The organism is Nitratireductor indicus C115 (genome assembly GCF_000300515.1).
GTDB lineage: Bacteria > Pseudomonadota > Alphaproteobacteria > Rhizobiales > Rhizobiaceae > Nitratireductor > Nitratireductor indicus.
In genome coordinates, this window is the sequence record NZ_AMSI01000009.1 from 117,369 (window position 1) to 137,195 (window position 19,827).

The window sequence follows — 19,827 nt, forward strand, 5'->3', positions numbered from 1 at the left end:
AGCCTCATCCCCCCTCTCCGGGCTGCCGCGGTGTTTCAAGCATGGCCGCCGTGGTTACCCCCTCCACCACGGCGGCACTTGCTTTTTAAGGGGCTTTTTAAGGGCGGAAAATCATCCGGCAAAACAGCATTGCGAGACCGGTTCAGCCTTTCCGGCGCTTGCGGCAATACAATTCGAGCCGATGGTGCATGATGTCGTATCCCAGCTCGCGCGCAATTTCTTCCTGCAAGGCTTCGATCTTGGTCGAGTGGAATTCGATCACGTCGCCCGTGTCGATGTCGATCAGGTGATCGTGGTGCTCGCCGCTTGCCTGCTCGAAGCGTGCGCGCCCACCATCAAAGGCATGCCGGTGGATTGCACCCATGCCTTCCAGAAGTTTCATCGTGCGGTAGACGGTAGAGAGCGAAATGCTTGAATCGATTGCCGAGGCGCGTTGGAAAATCTCCATTGCGTCGGGGTGATCGTCCGTGTCGCCCAGAATCTGCAGGATGATCTTGCGCGGCCGGGTAATTCTCACCCCTGCCCGGCGCATTTCCCTTTCATAATCCGGCTTTTGGTTCGCATGCTGATTCATGGGGCAATTATGCGCCAGATGACAATCAGTTGCAAAGATTTGCGGCGGGTCGCTCGTGCAAAACCACCTTCGGCTCCTCTTCCACTGACGGGATCATGTCCATTTCAACCTGGTGTGAGATGACCTGGTGAGAAAAATATTTTCTTAATGCAAACGATTTGCAATTGCATTGACGAGGAAAGCTATTGCGGCTAGTTTCCAAAAAATCGAAGGTCTTTCAGGTTTCAGGAGATAATCATGGGTTTTTCCGGAACGGGCATGTCCGGACGGGTCGCCATCGTTCTTGCAGCGGTTCTTTTCTCTTCCTCTGCCATTGCCGCAGAGACGCGCTTCAAGGCGATCACCACCTTTACCGTTATCGCCGATATGGCGCGAAACGTGGCGGGCGATACGGCAATCGTGGAATCCATCACCAAGCCCAATGCGGAGATCCATAATTACCAGCCGACACCGGGAGATATATTACGGGCGCAGGATGCCGATCTGATCCTCTGGAACGGGCTCAACCTCGAACTCTGGTTCGAGCGCTTCTTCCGCAATCTCAAGGATGTTCCCAGCGTGATCGTTTCGAAGGGCGTTGAGCCTCTGGGGATTGCCGAGGGGCCTTACACGGGCAAACCCAACCCGCATGCCTGGATGTCACCAACCGACGCTCTCACCTATATCGACAATATCCGCGATGCCTTTTCCCAATACGATCCGGAAAACGCCGCAGCCTATGCCGCCAATGCGCAAGCCTATAAGGCAAAGATCGAGGCAACGGTGGAGCCGTTGCGGGAGCGGCTTGCCAAAATTCCCGAAGCGCATCGCGTTCTGGTGACGAGCGAAGGCGCCTTCAGCTATCTCGCCCGCGATTTTGGGCTCAAGGAACTTTATATCTGGCCGATCAATGCCGATCAGCAGGGAACGCCGCAGCAGGTGCGCCATGTAATCGACCGAATTCGGGAGATGAACGCCCGCGCCGTCTTTTCCGAAAGCACGGTTTCACCCCGGCCTGCGCAGCAGGTGGCCCGGGAGACGGGTACCGCCTATGGTGGCGTGCTTTATGTCGATTCACTAAGCGATGCGGATGGCGCCGTGCCGACCTATCTCGATCTTCTGCGTGTGACCACCGAGACCATCGCCAAGGGGCTCGATACTCAATGAACGCACCCGTTCTGCCTGTCGCCACAGGAATTGACGTCCGCGACGTCACGGTGACCTATCGCAACGGCCATACCGCATTGCGCGATGCCAGCTTCTCCATCCCGACCGGTTCCATAACCGCCCTGGTCGGGGTGAATGGCAGCGGCAAGTCCACGCTTTTCAAGGCGATCATGGGTTTCGTTCCCCTGGCCAAGGGCAGTGTTTCCATTCTCGGTGAACCGGCGGGCCGCGCGCTCAAGCGCAATGTCGTTTCCTATGTTCCGCAGGCCGAGGAAGTGGACTGGAACTTTCCGGTGCTGGTGGAGGATGTGGTGATGATGGGCCGTTACGGCCACATGAACTTCCTGCGCTGGCCCCGCCGGGTGGACCACGACAAGGTGGCGGCGGCGCTTGCGCGCGTCGGCATGGCCGACTACCGCAAGCGCCAGATCGGCGAACTTTCCGGCGGGCAGAAAAAGCGGGTTTTTCTCGCGCGCGCTTTGGCGCAGGAAGGCCGTGTCATCCTGCTGGATGAGCCGTTTACGGGCGTGGATGTGCGCACGGAGGAATCCATCATCGCGTTGCTTGGGGCTTTGCGGGAAGAGGGGCATGTGATGCTCGTTTCCACGCACAATCTGGGCAGCGTTCCTCGTTTTTGCGACCGAACGGTTCTCATCAATCGCACGGTGCTCGCCTCCGGGCCGACGGAGGAGGTCTTTACCCGCTCCAATCTGGAACAGGCTTTTGGCGGCGTGCTGCGGCAATTCACGCTCGGTGGCGAGGAGCTGCATGAGGATGCGGAGAAGGATACGCGGCAGGTGACCGTGCTTACCGACGACGAGCGGCCTTTCGTGATCTATGGCGACGAGGCGACCCCGGACGACGGGGAGACGCGGAAATGAGCGCGTTGCTTCTGGAGCCTTTCTCCTATGGCTATATGGTCAACGCCATGTGGGTCAGTGCGCTGGTGGGTGGGGTCTGCGCCTTCCTGTCGGCCTATCTCATGCTCAAGGGCTGGTCTCTGATCGGCGACGCGCTCTCGCATTCCATCGTGCCCGGCGTGGCCGGTGCCTATATGCTCGGACTTCCCTTCTCGATCGGGGCGTTCTTCGCGGGCGGGCTGGCGGCGGGGGCGATGTTCTTCCTCAATCAGCGCACGAGATTGCGCGAAGACGCCATTATCGGCCTGATCTTCACCTCCTTCTTCGCGCTTGGCCTGTTCATGATCTCGCTGTCACCAGCCTCGGTAAACATCCAGACCATCGTGCTCGGCAACATTCTCGCCATAACGCCGGAAGATACGCTGCAACTGGTGATCATCGCCGCGGTGACGCTCGCCGTTCTCGCAGTGAAGTGGAAAGACCTGATGGTCGCCTTCTTCGATGAAAACCATGCGCGCTCCATCGGTCTCAATCCCGGATTTCTGCGCCTAGTCTTCTTCACGCTTCTGAGCGCCTGCACGGTAGCCGCCATGCAAACGGTCGGCGCCTTCCTCGTCATCGCCATGGTGGTGACGCCGGGTGCTACAGCTTATCTTCTGACCGACCGCTTTCCGCGCCTTGTCCTCCTGGCCGTTCTGATCGGCAGCGTGTCGAGTTTCGCCGGCGCCTATTTCAGCTATTTTCTCGACGGCGCGACGGGCGGCATCATCGTGGTGCTGCAGACGCTCGCATTTCTCACCGCCTTCGTCTTTGCCCCGAAGCATGGCCTTTTGGCAGCGCGACGCAGGGCCAGGCTCGCCTTGCAGGAAGGGGCATGACAATGGCCGATACGCTTTTGTTGCCCTTCGCCTTCCCCTTCATGCAGCAGGCTTTTGTGATCTCACTGCTGATCGCGGCGCCGATGGCTTTGCTTTCCTGTTTCCTCATCCTGAAAGGCTGGTCGCTGATGGGCGATGCGGTCAGCCATGCGGTTCTGCCCGGTGTGGTGATCGCCTATATGGCGGGCCTGCCCTTTGCCATCGGAGCCTTTGTGGCGGGCATGGTGTGCGTGACGGGGATCGGGTTCCTGAAGGAGAACAGCCGGGTCAAGGAAGACACCGTGATGGGCGTGGTGTTTTCCGGAATGTTCGGCCTTGGCCTGCTGCTCTACACCCGCATCCAGACGGATGTGCATCTCGATCACATCCTGTTCGGCGACATGCTCGGCGTTACCTGGAACGACATTGCGCAGACTGGTGGCATTGGGCTCGCAATCTGCGTCTGCATCCTGCTCTTTCGCCGCGATCTCCTGCTCGCCGCATTCGATGCGCAGCATGCGCGGGCCATCGGCTTGCCCGTGCGCGTTTTGCACTATGGGCTTCTGTCGCTGTTGTCGCTCGCAATCGTGGCCGCGCTATCATCCGTGGGCATCATCCTGTCCATCGCCATGCTTATCGGGCCCGGTGCGGTAGCGTTCCTGATCGTGCGGCGTTTCGAACACATGTTGCTGGTCAGCCTTGCAGTGGCACTGTTCTCGTCCTTTTTCGGGGTTTATCTCAGCTTCTTCATCGATAGCGCGCCGGCGCCGACCATCGTGCTTTTGATGACCGGGGTTTTCATCATCGCCTTCGTTGCAACCTTGTTTCGCGATGCCGGCAAGCCGTCGGCACCGCCGGCGTAATCGCTTCAAACCCCGAGGAAGCGTTCCTGGGTCGCTGTGTCCAATGCGGCAGGGGTGCCGGTCCACACGGTTTTGCCCTTCTCCAGAATGACACAGTGATCGGCCACCGGCAGAAGTTCGCTCAAGGTCTTGTCGACCATCAGGATCGATTGTCCGTCGGCACGGATCGTGCGGATGGCGTGCCAGATGTCCTGCCGGATGACAGGGGCGAGGCCCTCGGTGGCCTCGTCGAGGATCAGAAGGCGCGGGTTGGTCATCAGCGCCCGGCCGATGGCCAGCATCTGCTGCTCGCCACCCGACAGGGTGCGGGCAGGCTGGGTGCGCCGCTCAGCAAGGCGGGGGAACAGGGCATTGATGCCCTGTAGTGTCCATTTGCCGGGGCGCGCTGCGGCAAGGAGGTTTTCCTCAACCGTCAGATTGGGAAAGCAGCGCCGGCCCTCGGGAACGAGGCCGATGCCGAGCCGGGCCACCTTGTGGGGCGCGAGGTCGGATATTTCTTTGCCGGCAAAATTTATCCTGCCCCGCCTCGCGGGTGTCAGGTGGCAGATGGAGCGGATCGTTGTGGTCTTGCCCATGCCGTTGCGGCCCATCAGCGCCACGGCTTCGCCCTCGGCGACGGTGAATTCGACCCCGAAGAGCGCCTGCGACTTTCCGTAGAAGGTTTCGAGCCCATCGACTGCAAGAAGCGTCATGCGCCTTCTCCCAGATAGGCTTCGCGCACGGCGGGATCGTTTCGGATTTCCTCCACCGTTCCGGTTGCCACAATGCGCCCATAGACGAGGACGGATATGCGGTCAGCGAGGGCGAAGACAGCATCCATATCGTGCTCGATGAGGAGAACCGGGGCTTGCGCGCGCAGCGTGTCGAGAAAGCGCGTCAGGGCCTGTGAGCCCTCGGGGCCCATGCCGGCCATGGGTTCGTCGAGCAGGAAGGCGCGGGCTCCCTGGGCGAGTGCTATGGCGATTTCAAGCTGGCGGCGCTCGCCATGGGACAGTTCGGCGGCGGGAACGCTTGCTCGATCCGACAGGCCCACTCGGGAAAGAGCCTCGCGCGCCGGTTCGATCAGGCTCGCGTCGCGCATCACCGGGCGGAAGAAGCGGAAACTCGAGCCTGCGCTAGCCTGAACGGCCAGCATAACGTTGCGCAGCGCCGAGAATTCGCCTGCCAGGGATGAGATCTGGAAGGTTCTGCCCATGCCCAGACGGGCGCGTGCCGCCATGTCGAGCCCGCTCACGTCGCGACCTTGGAACAGGATCGTTCCGCTGTCGGGCTTCAGCGAGCCGGCGATCTGTTGCACAAGGGTTGATTTGCCGGCTCCATTGGGGCCGATCAGGGCATGTATCTCACCGGATCGCAGATCGAGGCTCACATCGTCGGTTGCTTTGAGAGCGCCGAAGCTCTTCTCCAGATTTCGGATTTCGAGGACCGGTTCAGCCATGGCGGGCCCTTCCGGCAAGAAGCCCGACAACACCGCCCCGCGCAAAAAGCACGACGCAAAGCAGAACAAGGCCGAGGAAGAGCTGCCAATGCTCGGTCACGCCACCCAGCGCGAATTCGAAGAGAACGTAGACAATGGCACCGGCAAGTGGCCCCGCCAGTCGCCCCACGCCGCCGAGAATGATGAGCACGATCAGTTCGCCGGACATGTGCCAGGAAAGCATGGACGGGCTCACGAAGCGGTTGAGATCGGCAAAGAGCGCACCCGCGACGCCCGTCATCATCGCGGAAAGGACGAAGGCGACAAGGCGAATGCGGAAGGGGGCGATGCCGACGGCCGCCAGGCGGATCTCGTTCTGCCGGCCTGCTTGAAGGGCCGCTCCGAAACGCGAATTGCGCAACAGGGCGAAAAAGGCGAGGCCCGCCAGAAGAAGTCCGGCAGCGATGAGGAAGAAGCTCATTGGCCGCATCGTGTTGGTGCCGGGGAAAGCATTGCGCACATAGATTGAAAGCCCGTCCTCGCCGCCATAGGCGGGCCAGGAGATGGCGAAGTAATAGATCATCTGCGCGAAGGCGAGGGTGATCATGATGAAATAGACGCCGGAGGTGCGCAGCGATATCAGGCCGATCAGGAGCGCTGCCATGCCGGCGGCAGCAACTGCTGCGAGCCAGATCGACACCATCTGGTTGGTGCCCGGCAGACCGAAAAGCAGGGGCTCCGCATTGAAGGCATGCGTTGCGAGAATGCCCGCCGCATACCCGCCGATACCGAAGAAGGCGGCGTGGCCGAAGGAGACGAGCCCGCCAAGCCCGAGCGCGATGTTGAGCCCGGTCGCAGCCAGGGCAAGGATGGCGATGCGGGTCGCCAGGGTCACATAGAACGGCTCGCCCATCGCATCGGCGGCGAAGGGAGCGGCCAGAAGCCCGAGGATCAGAAGGGCGTTGACGAGGGTCTCACGGTTCATCGCGTCGCCTCACGTGCTCGCGGCAAAGAGGCCGCGCGGCCTGAAGGCGAGGATCAGGGCCATGAGAATATAGATCAGCATCGAGGCAAGCGCCGCCCCCATGCCCGCGGCTTCGGAGGCGGGAAGGATCAGGGCGAAGAGATGCGGCAGGAGAAAGCGGCCGAGCGTCTCCGTCAGACCCACGAGGATAGAACCCAGAAGCGCACCCTTGATGGAGCCGATGCCGCCGATCACGATGACCACGAAGGCAAGGATGAGCACGGGTTCACCCATGCCCACCTGCACGGATTGCAATGCACCTACCATGGCACCGGCAAGCCCTGCCAATGCTGCACCAAGTGCAAAGACGAGCGTGTAGAGCGTGCCGATATCGACGCCGAGCGCGCCGATCATCTCGCGATCGGATTCACCGGCGCGGATGCGCATGCCGAGCCTCGTTCGGCCTATCAGCACATAAAGGCCGAGCGCCACGGCGATGCCGACCGCGATGACGGCGAGGCGATAGACCGGATATTGCCCGCCGCCCGGCAATGACGCGGCCCCCGTCAGAAGAGGCGGAATATCGAGATAGAGCGGAAAGGAACCGAACACCCAGCGCGTTCCCTCGGAAAAGATCAGGATCAGCGCGAAGGTCGCCAGCACCTGGTCGAGATGATCGCGCTCATAAAGCCTTCGAATGACGAGGATTTCGATTACTGCGCCGGCCATCGCCGCCGCCGCGAGGCTTGCCGCAAGACCAAGCCAGAAGGAACCGGTTGCCGCTGCCACCGCCGCACAGGCAAACGCGCCCACCATGAACAACGAGCCATGCGCCAGATTGATCAGTCCCATCACGCCGAAGATCAGGGTTAACCCCGCAGCCATCAGGAACAGCATCACGCCGAACTGCAGACCGTTCAGGATTTGCTCGATGAAGAGGGGAAGGGACACGGGCCGGCTGTTGGTTTGGTTGAACTGGAAATCTTCACGAGCGCCTCACCTTCGCGGTTCGACATGCTCGGCATTAAGGGAGAGGCAAGCCCAGAATAAGGGCTGGTTCGGCGACCTCCGTCGCATCTGGCTTGCCGCAATCTCGTTCTGATCGCACGGAGTCCCGCCCTCATGGTGAGCATGTCGAGCCATGAGGGCGAGGTCGTGTCGTCGCCGGCTACATCTTGCAGTCGGCCGCGTAGGCATCCTTGTGGTCGGTGAAGGCGGTGCCGACGATCTTGTTGGTCAGCGTGTCGCCGTCCTTCACCACCTCGCGGACATAGAAGTCCTGGATGGGATGGTTGTTGGTATTGAAGGAGAACTTGCCGCGCACCGACTTGAAGTCGGCAGCCTTGAGGGCGGCGCGGAAGGCGTCCTTGTCCTTCACGCTTGCCTTGGCGGATGCCGCCAGGATCAGGTTGGCGGTGTCGAAAGCCTGTGCCGCGTAGACGGAGGGCAGGCGACCATATTCGGCCTTGAAGCTCTCCACGAAGGCCTTGCTGGTCTCATTGTCGAGGTCCGGCGACCAGGATGCCGTGTTCTTGACGCCGAGCGCGGCATCACCGATTGCCGGCAGCACGTCCTGGCTAAAGGAGAAGGCAGGGCCGAGCAGGGGCAGGTCCACGCCCGACTGGGCATATTGCTTGGTGAAGGCGATGCCCATGCCGCCTGGCAGGAAGAAGAACACGGAATCGGCACCGGAAGCGCGAATCTGCGCAATCTCGGCTGCGTAATCGGTCTGGCCGAGCTTGGTATAGACCTCGCCGGCCAGCTCGCCCTTGTAGTAGCGCTTGAAGCCGGTCAGCGAATCCTTGCCCGCCGGATAGTTGGGCGCCATGACGAAGGTCTTCTTGTAGTCCTTGTTGGCGGCCTCGCCCATGGCTTCGTGGAAATTGTCGTTCTGGTAGGCAACGTTGAAGTAGTTCGGGCTGCAGCCAGCCCCCGCAAGCGCGGAGGGACCCGCATTGACCGACAGGTAGATGATGTCCTGGGCCGTCACGGAGGGAACCACGGCCATGGCCAGGTTCGACCAGATGATACCGGTCAGCAGATCGACCTTGTCGCTCTGCACCATCTTATCGGCGATCTGCACGGCGAGTTCGGGCTTCTGGGCGTCGTCCTCGGTGACGACTTCCACATCCTTGTTGCCCGATTGCTTGATCGCCAGCATGAAGCCGTCGCGGGCGTCAATGCCCAGGCCAGCGCCACCGCCGGAAAGGGTGGTGATCATGCCGATCTTGACCGGCTCGGCAAAAGCCTGGCCGGCAAGGCCGGCCGAAAGCGCCAGAATGCTGGCGGCAAGCAGATTTTTCATGAAATCAAGTCTCCCCTGGTGTTCCCATATGCTGTGCCGCTAAGGGCGATAATCCCTGCCGAGCAATCAGATGCGGTTCTCACGCGTCTGCCCAAACCCGAATAGTTTCATATCCAGCATCTGACGCAAATAGGAAACACCCCAATTGGCCGAAACGGTATGATTGGAAGAACAAATCTGCGGCGCGGGGCTCTTTCGGAGAGGATGGAGCGGCTCAGGCGTGGCCTTCCCAACTGTTTTCGAATGCATTGAGCGTGGAAACGAGCCCTCTGACATCTTCATCCGGAAGGTCGCCCAGAAGCTCGTCGATCCAGTTTCTGTGAGCTTCCACCATTCTGGCGACGAGGGATTGCCCCGTCTCGGTCAGGCGTATCACGGAGGTTCGCCGGTCGCCTTCGCGCCTTGTCCTGTCGGCAAGTCCCTCGCCGACAAGGCGCTCAACAATTCCGGTGATGTTGCCGTTGGAGACGAGAAGAGCACGGGAGATGTCACTCATCGTCATGCCGTCAGAGGTTCGCGCGAGAGCCGCCAGAACCTCGAAGCGAGGAAGCGTGGTGTCGAAACGGGTCTTCAGTCTTTCACGCAGCACGGCTTCAATCAGCCGGGAAGCACGCATGAGCCTGATCCACATCCGTAATCGTTCATGCGCGGCAGAGCCATGATCACCGGAAATAAGCGAAGCGCTTCCCATATTCGTCTCCTCACAAAAGAGATGCCAGCTGTCCGTGAAGTTCCTTTCAAATTGAAAACCCGTGTGATCAAGGATGACACCAGCCGCTTCCGGTTTCAAGCTTGCGCGGCGCGACAGGTTTTTATGAAATGCCAATATATGCGGAAGCGGTCTTTTTGCTTCAGTTTGGAAGGCAGGTTATGCGGGCGCAAAAGAATCGCCTGGCGCTTTCGTTGTTCTTATCGTTCCCGCATGACGAGGGTCGATTCCACTCGCTCGGAAAATGCTCTATGCCAAAATCTTGCAGGGCTTCGATCGAGGAGGGGAAATGCTCTACCGCACCATAACGGACTGGGACGATGCTTACGCCAACGGACCCAATATTCCAGGTGGCGAGACATGGCCGCACAGCTGGGTGGAGCCGGCGCGCGCCTATCGCGATGCGATGAGCGGGGCGGGGCGCGCGGAGCTCGATCTTGTCTATGGCGAGGGGGAGCGCAACCGTTTCGACCTTTTCCTGCCGGATGAAGCACCTGCGGGACTCGTGGTGTTCATCCATGGCGGCTATTGGTTGCGCTTCGACAAAAGCCTGTGGTCGCACCTGGCGGCAGGCGCGGTCGACAGCGGATATGCGGTGGCTATGCCATCCTACACGCTGTGTCCGCAAAGCTCGATTTCCGGCATTACTTCTGAAATCGGCCAGGCGGTCGCGGCGGCGGCATCGCGCATCGAGGGACCGCTTTATCTGACCGGCCATTCGGCAGGCGGTCATCTTGCCTCACGCATGGCCTGCGTCGGCGGGCCGCTTTCTGAACCGTTGCGCGCGCGGCTGCGCCATGTGCTCTCGATTTCGGGCGTTCACGACCTTCGTCCATTGCTCAGGATCGGTCTCAATCAGACGATCAAGCTTTCGCCGGAAGAGGCTGTTGCGGAGAGCCCGGCGCTGCTTTCGCCCTTGCCGGGGACCAGGCTGACCTGCTGGGTGGGAGCAGGAGAGCGGGCGGAGTTCATTCGCCAGAATGCGCTGTTGGCAAATCTGTGGACAGGGCTTGGCGCGACGACGGCAACGGTCGAGGAAGAAGACCGTCATCACTTCAATGTCATTGACGGGCTCGCCGACAAGGACCATCAGATGGTGCGCTGTCTGTTGACACCCTGATACGAACCGCCAAATCTGGTATTACCTTCATTGCAATTCCGCTCCATGGAGCCGTCATGAGACCTGTTTTCGTTCAATTGCGCTGCGAGCCCGGCAAGACCTATGAGGTTGCCGAAGAACTTTATCGCCGCGAGATCGCCTCCGAGCTTTATTCAACAAGCGGTGATTACGATCTCCTGATGAAGGTCTATGTGGACGACGGGATCGATATCGGAAAATTCGTCAACGAGAACATCGCCAATGTGGCCGGCATCCGCCGTTCTCTGACGACGCTCACCTTCAAGGCATTCTGAGATAAAGCGGCAAGACAAGGCGTTTTTTACGCTTCCACCGGTGTGCCGAGCATGACGATTGCCAGCCCTAACAGGGCGAGCGCGGCGAAAGCGGCTGCCTTGAGGGGAGATTTTTCCTTTCGCCAGGCGATGCTGGCGGCCAGCATCGCCTGAAGAGCGTAGTAGAATGCGAAGGCACGCGAAGCGTAGCTGATGATCTGGAACACATTTGCAGACCATGTCAGCGTGATGCCGACAGCAGCCAGAAGCGCATAGGCCTTCCTGGGGGTAAGGCGGTTTCGTGTGAGTTCGGCAAACAGACCGCCGGAACCGCTGGTATCTGCTACGGCTGCGCTGAACTGCGCGGCCAGGGCGGCCCCAACCAGAAGCACCGAAAGTATTGGGGCGACAATCGCCATCATATCGACAATCGCCGTTTCGGTGAGCTTCATGCCGTGGAGATCGAACACGTAGGCGATCAAGAGGATGTAGGCCATGTAGATGGCGCTGGACACCCATTGGGCAAGCCGCATGGAGCGGATCAGTGTGGGCGTGTCGTAATCCCGGCCAAGATAGCGGGAGGTCTCGAAGCCTTGCACGGTTACGATGAGGCCGAAGGCCAGGGTGACGGCCGACCAGCCCCTCTGCTCCGGCGGATTGAAGATCAGCCCGCCGTCAGCCACGCGTCCGTAGAAATAGACGCCAAGCCCCAGGAGAAGACCCGCGATGATGGCGAGCTTGGCGGTGACGGAAGCATATTCCATGGCCTCCAACGCCTTGAAGCCGCGTGTCCAGCCAACGAAGACGATGATCATGTAGACGGCCGTAGTCACGAGGCGGGCGTGATCTGTGTCGTTCACCGCGGTGAGGCTGACGCCGAAGGCGCCGAACAGGTTCAGATAATAGGCGACTGAAATGATGTAGGCGAAGCCGAGACTGGCGGCGGCGGCGTGTTCGACCAGCCTGTCAAAGCGGGTCTCGTGCTCGCCATCGGCATTTTCCAGCGCGCGCATGTTATAGCGGATCGCGGCACCAAACAGATACGCGCCGGCGCACAGCGCAAGCATTACCAGCGGTGCGTGGATGCCATAGGAAAAATCCAGTACCGGGCCGAGAACGAGAAAGCCGCTGCCGATGATCGAGGCAAGGGGTGTCGTCATTGCCCGCCACACCTTCGTGGCGTAAAGCCGGGGTGACCAAAGCACCAGGGCAACAACCAAAACCACAACAAGAATTGCGACGTTCAGAAACATCTGTTGCTCCGGCGGAAGACGAGAGGCGGGCGGGGTTTGGGAGCGAAAGTACTCGGTTTGCCGGTGATGCATGCGCGCTGCAAGCAGCATGCGCAAGAGCGAAGCGCTGAAAACGCCTTGGCGACGGCCTGCGCTTGGGCTACGAACCGACGATCCAGAGGGTGATAACGACCAGGGAGGCAGGATGAAGCGCTCAAGGGTCAACGAGATCTTGCGGGAGGGCGAGGCCTTTATCCGTTCGTTCGGATATGCCTTGCCGCCCTTTGCGGACTGGACACCGGATGAGATGAAGCGCCGTCGCGGCGACATTGACGGTATTGTCGATGCGCGCCTAGGCTGGGACATTACGGATTATGGCGCAGGTGATTTTGTCAGGCGCGGCCTCTTTCTCTTCACCGTGCGCAATGGCGATCCCGCTGATCTCGCAAGCGGCCGGGGCATGCTCTACGCAGAAAAGATCATGATATCCCGCCGGGAGCAGGTGGCCCCGATGCACAAGCATGCTGTCAAGGCGGAAGACATCATCAATCGCGGCGGAGGCACGCTCTGCATCGAACTGTTCGCCTCCGCGCCCGACGGCGGCATTGATCGTGAAGCGCCCCTCGTCGTTCCGACGGACGGGGTGATGAGGCGTGTCGATGCGGGAGGCATTCTTCGTCTTGCACCCGGGGAGAGCGTCACGCTTCTGCCGGGCGTCTGGCATGCCTTCTGGGGAGAAGGGAAAGATGTGCTGATCGGCGAAGTCTCTACCGTGAACGATGATCTGAGCGATAATATATTCGCAGATCCTATCGCGCGTTTTTCGCAGATCGAGGAAGATGAAATGCCCCATCGCCTGCTGGTGTCCGATTATCCGGCTTGGCTTTGAGGGAACCGTGCGGCCCGGCGGCCGTTCTCGGGTGGGAATGCATATTCGCACGAATGCACAGGATGGACTTATGATTTTTTCTCCCGGACGCCGGTTTTTGCGGCCGGAACTCGATTTCCAATGGGTTTCGGCGCTTGCGCTTGCCTCGGCACTCGCCCTGCAGACACCGCTGCTTGCACAGGGGCTCAAGCGGGAAGAGGCCATTGAGGCGATCATCGGTTCGGACGTGGAAACGGAAGAGGCCGATGCGCAGGCCGCTACCGACCGCATTGTGGCGGCCATAGGAAATGCGGCTGCCAATGCTGAATCCGTGCGCAAGACGTTTTCGCTCGACAAGCTCGACATCACTTTCGTGCCTGATCTGGATGAGAGCCAAGGGCCGGTTGCAGAAGCAATCGCGCAGCACAAGCGCGACATCGTGCTTCTTCGTGAGGCGATCGAAGGCAGCGCGCTTTTCTACCACGCGGTCGATTCCCGATCGATCCTGTTGCGCGATGTCGTGGCTTTGGAATATGCCGACAATGGCGCCGTTACGATTTTCGTGAAGGGCAAGCCGAACGGGACCGGATCGGCCGGGCAATAAGCGTTGCGGCAGAGGCGATTATCCTCTCTACGCACTTGCCGCCAGAGCTGGTTTGGTTTCTTATGTTCGGCGATTTTATATGGCTGAGTGCGGGTCTCCGGCCTTGTGGCATCCTGCCAGCGCGTTGTGGACCGAGGAGAGACTTTGATGAATGCTGAGAGCCACGTGGCAGACGACGTCGGACAGAAGATCTTGGAGAAGATCAAGACCCACGCCCCTGAAGATGCGTCGAACATCACGTTGGACACGCCTCTGGCGGATCTCGGCATTCACTCGCTTGAGCTGACAGAGATCATCTTTGATGTCGAGGACGAGTTCGACATCGAGGTGGAGATGAACACCGCCGAAGCGTGGGAAAACCTCTCGACGGTCAATGACATCGTTGCCGCCGTACGTGAACTGGTGGAAGCCAAAAGCTAAATGACGGCACCACGGATCGTTATAACCGGGCTCGGCGGCATCTGTGCCCTCGGCACGAACACGCCGGCCATCTGGGAGGGTATGCGCGAGGGCCGTTCGGCTATCGGCCCCATCGACAATCCCGATCTGCACGATGTGAAAGTGCGTGTCGGCGCTCAGATCGATCAGCTTCCCGATCATGGAATAGACCATCGCCGTCTTGTGACGATGGATCGCTTCAGCCTGCTTGCCGTGATCGCGGCAAAGGAAGCGCTGGCCCAGTCGGGCTATGCGGTCTCTCAGGAGAATACCGGACGCATCGGTGCGGTGGTCGGCGTAGGCGTGTGCGGATGGGAAGCCATCGAGCACAGCTACCGTTCCATCCTGCTGGAAGGCAAGCCGCGCGCGAACATCTTCTCCGTGCCGCGCGCCATGCCGGGTGCGGCGGCGGGGCAGGTCAGCATGAATCTTGGCCTGCGCGGCCCCGTTTTCGGTGCGACCTCAGCCTGCTCCTCCTCGAATCACGCCATTCTGGCGGCTGCGGACCAGATTCGGCTCGGCCGGGCCGACATGATGCTGGCGGGCGGAACAGACGCGCCGCTGATTTACGGCATTCTCAAGGGGTGGGAAGCATTGCGCGTTCTCGCCTCGGAAACCTGCCGGCCCTTCTCTGCGGATCGCCAGGGCCTTGTGCTCGGCGAAGGGGCGGGGATGGTGGTGCTCGAAACGTTCGAACATGCGCAGGCCCGGGGCGCGACCATTCTGGCGGAGCTCGCAGGCGGCGGCATGACGGCGGATGCCTCGGATATTGTTGCGCCGACCGTCGAGGGGCCGACCGCCGCCATGCAGGCCTGTCTGGCCGAAGCGGGTCTTTCGCCCGAGGACGTGGATTACATCAACGCCCACGGCACAGGCACCAAGGCAAATGACAAGATCGAGACGGAGGCGATCCGCCGGGTCTTCGGCAAGGCCGCCGACAAGCTTTCGGTGTCCTCCACCAAATCGGTGCACGCTCATTGTCTCGGCGCGTCCGGTGCGCTGGAAATGATCGCGTGCGTGATGGCGATCCGGGAGGGGATCGTGCCCCCCACCGCCGGATATCGGCAGGCCGATCCCGATTGCGATCTGGACATCACGCCCAATGTGGCGCGCAGGCGGCCGGTTCGTGTGGCGCTCAGCAACGGCTTTGCGTTCGGCGGAACCAATGCTGTCCTCGCGGTGAAGGCTGTCGAAAAAGGTTGAGGCGGCGCAGGCCGCCTTACCCTTGCCTTATTAAACCTGATCTTTTAAATCCACTATTTAGCGGCACGGCAGCTTGCGTGCCGGATAGACCGGGTTTGATCCCAGGATGCATCTGTATCGGGGATTGCAGGAGAGGGGATTTCTCATGAAACGCATTTTATTTGTCACTGCCGCACTAATGGCGGGAACGGCGATGCCGGCTTTCGCTGCTGCTGCGCCTGAGGCCATCGTCTCCAATTATGCGGACATCGCGCTGGCGACCTATGAGGACAGCCTGACGACCGCGCAGGCGTTGCGCGAGGCCATTGACAAGCTCGTGGCCGAACCTTCCGAGCAAACGCTCGTTGCCGCGCGTACAGCCTGGCTGGCGGCGCGCGTGCCCTATCAGCAAAGTGAGGCTTTCCGGTTCGGCAATCCGATTGTCGATGATTGGGAGGGCCGCGTGAATGCCTGGCCGCTGGATGAGGGCCTGATCGATTATGTGGATGCAGGCTACGGCACGGAATCGGACACCAACCAGTTCTACGTGGCCAATATCATCGCCAATGACAAGGTCAGCGCCGGCGGAACCGAGATCGACGCCGCGACGATCACTCCGGAAGTGCTGGAATCGCTTCACGAGGTGGGCGGTATCGAGGCGAATGTCGCCACGGGTTATCATGCCATCGAGTTTCTTCTCTGGGGTCAGGACCTGAACGGAACCGATGCGGGTGCGGGCAACCGTCCCTATACGGATTTCGATCCGGCGAACTGCACTGGCGGCCATTGCGATCGCCGTATCCAGTATCTGACCGCGGCGGCCGATCTTCTGATTTCCGACCTTGAGGAAATGGTCGCCAACTGGCAGACGGATGGCGAGGCGCGCGCCGAGGTCTCGAATGACCCGACGGCCGGGCTGACGGCTATCCTCACGGGGCTCGGCTCTCTGTCCTATGGCGAGCTTGCGGGCGAGCGCATGAAGCTCGGCCTGCTTCTCAACGATCCCGAGGAGGAGCATGATTGCTTCTCCGACAACACGCATAACAGCCATTATTACGATCTGGTGGGCATTCGGAACGTCTATTTCGGTGCGTATGAGCGTGTCGACGGTTCCAAGGTCGAGGGCGCGAGCCTTGCAGAACTGGTCTCCGAAAAGGACCCGGCCCTTGCCGAGGAAATGAAGGCGAAGCTCGATGCGACGCTCGCTGCCATGACGGCGCTGAAGGAACGTGCCGAGGGCGGCGAGGCCTATGATCAGATGATCGGGCAGGGCAATGAAGAGGGCAATGCGGTGGTGCAGGCAGCCATCGACGGCCTCGTCGACCAGACCCGCTCGCTGGAACGCGTCATTACCGCTCTCGACCTTGGTGGGATCGAGCTCGAAGGATCCGACAGCCTCGACAATCCGAACGCCGTTTTCGAGTAAGGCAAAGTTTTGCCGGGCCGCTTGCCGGCCCGGCCCTTGCAAGTGTAAATCCCCACCATGAAAAGACCTGTCCTGGCCGCGACGGCCGTCGGCCTCTTTGCCTGCCTGTTCCTGCCAGCTTCGTATGCGGATGACGCGACGGCGCGCGACGATCTTACGGCGGAGCAGCGGACAAGGGTGGAAGAGGTGACGCGGCCGACCGCCGCCTTTGACAAGCCGGAGCGCTTCGAGCGCATGTCGGCGGGGTCGGCCACCTTCACCAAGCGCATCAACGCCAATGTCTTTTCGCATGCCTCCAGCAATCTGGAATTCGCGGAATTGCAGCGGTTTCTTCTGGGCAACGGATTGTTCCGCAAGGACTGGGTGTCGTCACCCTCTTCCACGCTGGCTTCCGATGGGCTGGGGCCGCTCTTCAATGCCCGCGCTTGCCAGTCCTGCCATATCAAGGACGGACGGGGGCATGCGCCTGCCCGGATAGGCGATCCGGCGATCTCGCTTCTGGTGAGGCTCTCGGTGCCGCCGAGCGAAGAACAGGCAAAGGCCATCGCTGACGGTCGGCTGGCTGCGGCGCCGGATCCCGTCTACGGGCTTCAGCTTCAGGATGCTGCCGTTGCGGGCCTTAGTCCGGAAGGGCGGGTCGAGATCGCCTATGAAGATGTACCGGTCGCCCTATCCGGCGGCGAAACGGTGACATTGCGCAAGCCGACGCTCGCGATCCGGGACCCCGGCTTCGGTCCGCTCGATCCGGACGTCATGATGTCTGCCCGGGTTGCGCCGCCGATGATCGGGCTCGGACTGCTCGAAAGCGTGGCGGAAAGCGATATCCTCGCCTGGGCCGATCCCGAAGACAGGAATGGCGACGGCATTTCGGGGCGCCCCGCGCGGGTTCGCGACGCCAGCGGCGCCTGGAAGCTGGGGCGCTTCGGCTGGAAGGGCATCGCTCCGTCGATCATCGAGCAATCCGCAGGTGCCTTTTCCGGAGATATGGGACTTTCCACCCCCATTGCGCCGGATCATTGGGGCGATTGCACCGTTGCGCAGGAAGCCTGCCGTGCGCTGCCGCATGGCGCGCAGGAACGCTTCGGTGCCGAGGAGGTGCCGGGCGACCTGCTCGATCTGGTTTCCTTCTACTCGCATCATCTGGCTGTTCCGGCGCGCCGCAAGGTCAACGACAAGGCGGTCCTGGCGGGAAAGAAGGTCTTCTACGAGGCGGGTTGCGCCTCATGCCATCGGCCCAAATATGTTACGCGCAACGATGTGGCGGACCCCGCGCTGCGCTTCCAGCTGATCTGGCCCTATACGGATATGCTTCTGCACGACATGGGCGAGGATCTGGCCGACCATCGCAGCGAGGGCAGCGCGGATGGCTATGAATGGCGAACCCCGCCATTGTGGGGCATCGGCCTCAGCAAGGTGGTGAACGATGAAGCCGCTTTCCTCCATGACGGGCGGGCGCGGACCCTCCTGGAGGCGGTGCTGTGGCATGGTGGCGAGGCGCAGGCCGCACGCGACCGCGTCGTCGAAATGGACAAGCAGGACCGGGATAATCTGATCCGTTTCCTGGAATCGCTTTGAAGCGGTTATCGAGTCCCAAAATATAATACCAATCTCAACCGGACTTTAGGCGCGCGGTCAGGCTGTGATGCAGCCTGATAGAGATTTCTTGCCTCCATGACACAGAAATGCGATGAATCCGGTGCATTCTACAGCAGTGCCTCGTGATTTCGGGACGATAGCGCCGGAAATTTGAAGAGACTACATAGGAATTTTGGTATTTAATTGGTCTCTTATATGGACCCTGAACGCCGCCAGAAGCCGGCCTCGGAAGATCATGATGACCGAAGCGCCCTCGCTTATGTTTCAGGAAACCGCTGAAGCGGCCGATGCCGTGGAACGGTTGTTCGAGCGTGAGGCAGAAACCTTTGCCGAGCTTGGACGGGTGATTGCTGACCGCCAGCCGGCGGTCGTCAGCACCTCGGCGCGGGGGTCCTCCGATCACGCGGCGAGCTTCTTCAAATATCTGTTCGAGATTCATGCCGGTATTCCGGTTGCATCCATCGGACCTTCGGTGGCCTCCGTCTACGATGCATCGCTCAAGCTCGAGCGGGCGTTGCACATCACCATTTCGCAGTCGGGGGCAAGTCCGGATATCGTTGCCGCGCAAAGTTCCGCCAAAAAGGGTGGGGCGGTGACCGTGGCGGTTGTCAATGTGCCCGACAGCCCGCTCGGGCGTGCCGCCGATATCGTTCTGCCGATCCATGCCGGCCCGGAGCGCAGTGTCGCGGCGACCAAGAGTTTCGTGGCCTCGGCGTCGGCGCTGGCCGGGATCGCTCAGGCCGCATCCGGTGACGCAGCGCTTGGCGATGCGCTTAAACGCCTGCCGCAAGCCTTGCGGCAGGCCTGTTCGGTGGATTGGGAGCCGCTTTTGCCGCTGCTGCGCGATGCGGCGTCGCTCTATACCGCGGGCAGGGGCCCCGCTTTCGCCATTTCGCTGGAGGCGGCGCTCAAGGCCAAGGAGACAGCGCAGCTGCATGCGGAAGCCTTTTCACTGGCCGAGCTGATGCACGGGCCGATGCAACTGGTCGATAAAGGCTTTCCCGTGATCGCCTTCGTGCCGGAGGATGCGGCACTCGAATCCAGTTCGCAGGCTCTTGTGAAATTGCGCGGTCTCGGGGCTGAAGTCGCTGCTTTCTCCTCGCGCGATCTTGGGCCTCTCACCGTGGAAACGCCGTCCACGGGGCATGGCCATCTCGATCCGCTGGTGGCGCTGGTCGGCTATTACCGGCTGATCGAGCGCGTCGCACGGGCGCGGGGGCTCAATCCCGATACGCCGGACAAACTGAAGAAAGTCACCGAAACGATCTGATGGCGAGAGCCAAGCGGATGTTGCGACCGCGCAGGCGGATAGCAGAGGATGAGAGGCCAATCTCTTTTCCGCATTTATACGGGCGTCAGGTAATTCCACCCGACAGCGAAATGCGTTAGCTTCC

General features: G+C 60.9%; 21 protein-coding genes. 13 read left to right on the plus strand and 8 right to left on the minus strand.

Translation table 11 applies throughout. The features are described 5' to 3' along the window. Nucleotides 1–142 precede the first annotated feature (142 nt). Nucleotides 143–574 carry a Fur family transcriptional regulator gene (locus NA8A_RS14235; RefSeq protein WP_009451020.1) on the minus strand — a complete coding sequence of 144 codons (432 nt, stop codon included), beginning with the start codon at nucleotides 572–574 and terminating at the stop codon, nucleotides 143–145. A 237-nt stretch (nucleotides 575–811) separates the two neighbouring features. Here NA8A_RS14235 and NA8A_RS14240 point away from each other — a divergent pair, with 237 nt between their 5' ends. Genes NA8A_RS14240 through NA8A_RS14255 form a run of 4 tightly spaced genes read left to right on the plus strand, consistent with a single transcriptional unit; the run spans nucleotide 812 to nucleotide 4,300 of the window. Continuing rightward, nucleotides 812–1,720, plus strand: coding sequence for a metal ABC transporter substrate-binding protein (locus NA8A_RS14240; protein WP_009451021.1), 909 nt, complete (start codon nucleotides 812–814; stop codon nucleotides 1,718–1,720). Further along, complete coding sequence (locus tag NA8A_RS14245; RefSeq protein WP_009451022.1) at nucleotides 1,717–2,601, plus strand: manganese/iron ABC transporter ATP-binding protein; 885 nt, start codon at nucleotides 1,717–1,719, stop codon at nucleotides 2,599–2,601. The genes NA8A_RS14240 and NA8A_RS14245 overlap by 4 nt, the downstream gene beginning before the upstream one ends. After that, nucleotides 2,598–3,458 carry a metal ABC transporter permease gene (locus NA8A_RS14250; RefSeq protein ID WP_009451023.1) on the plus strand — a complete coding sequence of 287 codons (861 nt, stop codon included), beginning with the start codon at nucleotides 2,598–2,600 and terminating at the stop codon, nucleotides 3,456–3,458. The genes NA8A_RS14245 and NA8A_RS14250 overlap by 4 nt, the downstream gene beginning before the upstream one ends. A gap of 2 nt (nucleotides 3,459–3,460) precedes the next feature. Next, on the plus strand, nucleotides 3,461–4,300 hold the full coding sequence (locus tag NA8A_RS14255; RefSeq protein ID WP_040672638.1) for a metal ABC transporter permease: 840 nt from the start codon (nucleotides 3,461–3,463) through the stop codon (nucleotides 4,298–4,300). 5 nt (nucleotides 4,301–4,305) lie between these two features. Here the strand turns inward: NA8A_RS14255 and NA8A_RS14260 are convergent, their stop codons facing one another. The 6 genes from NA8A_RS14260 to NA8A_RS14285 form a co-directional block, all read right to left on the minus strand. Then, entirely contained in the window at nucleotides 4,306–4,992 is a 687-nt protein-coding gene (locus tag NA8A_RS14260; RefSeq protein WP_009451025.1) for an ABC transporter ATP-binding protein, read from the minus strand. Further along, the gene (locus NA8A_RS14265; RefSeq protein WP_009451026.1) at nucleotides 4,989–5,738 is read right to left on the minus strand and encodes an ABC transporter ATP-binding protein; all 750 of its coding nucleotides are present in this window, start codon (nucleotides 5,736–5,738) and stop codon (nucleotides 4,989–4,991) included. Before NA8A_RS14265 ends, NA8A_RS14260 begins: the two co-directional genes overlap by 4 nt. Next, nucleotides 5,731–6,702: a branched-chain amino acid ABC transporter permease gene (locus tag NA8A_RS14270; RefSeq protein WP_009451027.1), complete on the minus strand. Its 972-nt coding sequence runs from the start codon at nucleotides 6,700–6,702 to the stop codon at nucleotides 5,731–5,733. Before NA8A_RS14270 ends, NA8A_RS14265 begins: the two co-directional genes overlap by 8 nt. Before the next feature lie 9 nt (nucleotides 6,703–6,711). Beyond that, on the minus strand, nucleotides 6,712–7,632 hold the full coding sequence (locus NA8A_RS14275; RefSeq protein ID WP_009451028.1) for a branched-chain amino acid ABC transporter permease: 921 nt from the start codon (nucleotides 7,630–7,632) through the stop codon (nucleotides 6,712–6,714). A gap of 217 nt (nucleotides 7,633–7,849) precedes the next feature. Then, nucleotides 7,850–8,986: an ABC transporter substrate-binding protein gene (locus tag NA8A_RS14280; protein WP_009451029.1), complete on the minus strand. Its 1,137-nt coding sequence runs from the start codon at nucleotides 8,984–8,986 to the stop codon at nucleotides 7,850–7,852. A 214-nt stretch (nucleotides 8,987–9,200) separates the two neighbouring features. Continuing rightward, a complete protein-coding gene (locus tag NA8A_RS14285) occupies nucleotides 9,201–9,677 on the minus strand; it encodes a MarR family winged helix-turn-helix transcriptional regulator (RefSeq protein WP_051018012.1) in 477 nt (158 codons plus the stop codon). A gap of 307 nt (nucleotides 9,678–9,984) precedes the next feature. On the opposite strand from NA8A_RS14285, the gene NA8A_RS14290 reads away from it, so the two are divergent. Both NA8A_RS14290 and NA8A_RS14295 read left to right on the plus strand, forming a co-directional pair. Next, nucleotides 9,985–10,815 carry an alpha/beta hydrolase gene (locus tag NA8A_RS14290; RefSeq protein ID WP_040672672.1) on the plus strand — a complete coding sequence of 277 codons (831 nt, stop codon included), beginning with the start codon at nucleotides 9,985–9,987 and terminating at the stop codon, nucleotides 10,813–10,815. Between the two features lie 56 nt (nucleotides 10,816–10,871). Beyond that, on the plus strand, nucleotides 10,872–11,108 hold the full coding sequence (locus tag NA8A_RS14295) for an Lrp/AsnC ligand binding domain-containing protein (protein WP_009451032.1): 237 nt from the start codon (nucleotides 10,872–10,874) through the stop codon (nucleotides 11,106–11,108). 26 nt (nucleotides 11,109–11,134) lie between these two features. Here NA8A_RS14295 and NA8A_RS14300 read toward each other — a convergent pair whose 3' ends face one another. Next, the gene (locus tag NA8A_RS14300) at nucleotides 11,135–12,340 is read right to left on the minus strand and encodes an APC family permease (protein WP_009451033.1); all 1,206 of its coding nucleotides are present in this window, start codon (nucleotides 12,338–12,340) and stop codon (nucleotides 11,135–11,137) included. Nucleotides 12,341–12,524: 184 nt separating this feature from the next. Here NA8A_RS14300 and NA8A_RS14305 point away from each other — a divergent pair, with 184 nt between their 5' ends. From NA8A_RS14305 to NA8A_RS14335, 7 genes are all read left to right on the plus strand, one after another. Next, on the plus strand, nucleotides 12,525–13,208 hold the full coding sequence (locus tag NA8A_RS14305) for a D-lyxose/D-mannose family sugar isomerase (RefSeq protein WP_009451034.1): 684 nt from the start codon (nucleotides 12,525–12,527) through the stop codon (nucleotides 13,206–13,208). A 70-nt stretch (nucleotides 13,209–13,278) separates the two neighbouring features. Next, complete coding sequence (locus tag NA8A_RS14310; protein ID WP_009451035.1) at nucleotides 13,279–13,791, plus strand: hypothetical protein; 513 nt, start codon at nucleotides 13,279–13,281, stop codon at nucleotides 13,789–13,791. A 147-nt stretch (nucleotides 13,792–13,938) separates the two neighbouring features. Beyond that, nucleotides 13,939–14,211, plus strand: a complete 273-nt coding sequence (locus NA8A_RS14315; protein ID WP_009451036.1) for an acyl carrier protein — start codon at nucleotides 13,939–13,941, stop codon at nucleotides 14,209–14,211. Then, nucleotides 14,212–15,432 carry a beta-ketoacyl-[acyl-carrier-protein] synthase family protein gene (locus tag NA8A_RS14320; protein WP_009451037.1) on the plus strand — a complete coding sequence of 407 codons (1,221 nt, stop codon included), beginning with the start codon at nucleotides 14,212–14,214 and terminating at the stop codon, nucleotides 15,430–15,432. It begins immediately after the preceding gene. 145 nt (nucleotides 15,433–15,577) lie between these two features. Beyond that, complete coding sequence (locus NA8A_RS14325; protein ID WP_009451038.1) at nucleotides 15,578–16,837, plus strand: imelysin family protein; 1,260 nt, start codon at nucleotides 15,578–15,580, stop codon at nucleotides 16,835–16,837. Nucleotides 16,838–16,894: 57 nt separating this feature from the next. After that, nucleotides 16,895–18,412 (plus strand): di-heme oxidoreductase family protein, encoded by a 1,518-nt coding sequence (locus NA8A_RS14330; protein ID WP_009451039.1) that lies wholly within the window; start codon nucleotides 16,895–16,897, stop codon nucleotides 18,410–18,412. Nucleotides 18,413–18,671: 259 nt separating this feature from the next. Next, nucleotides 18,672–19,703 (plus strand): SIS domain-containing protein, encoded by a 1,032-nt coding sequence (locus tag NA8A_RS14335; protein WP_009451040.1) that lies wholly within the window; start codon nucleotides 18,672–18,674, stop codon nucleotides 19,701–19,703. Nucleotides 19,704–19,827: the final 124 nt, after the last annotated feature.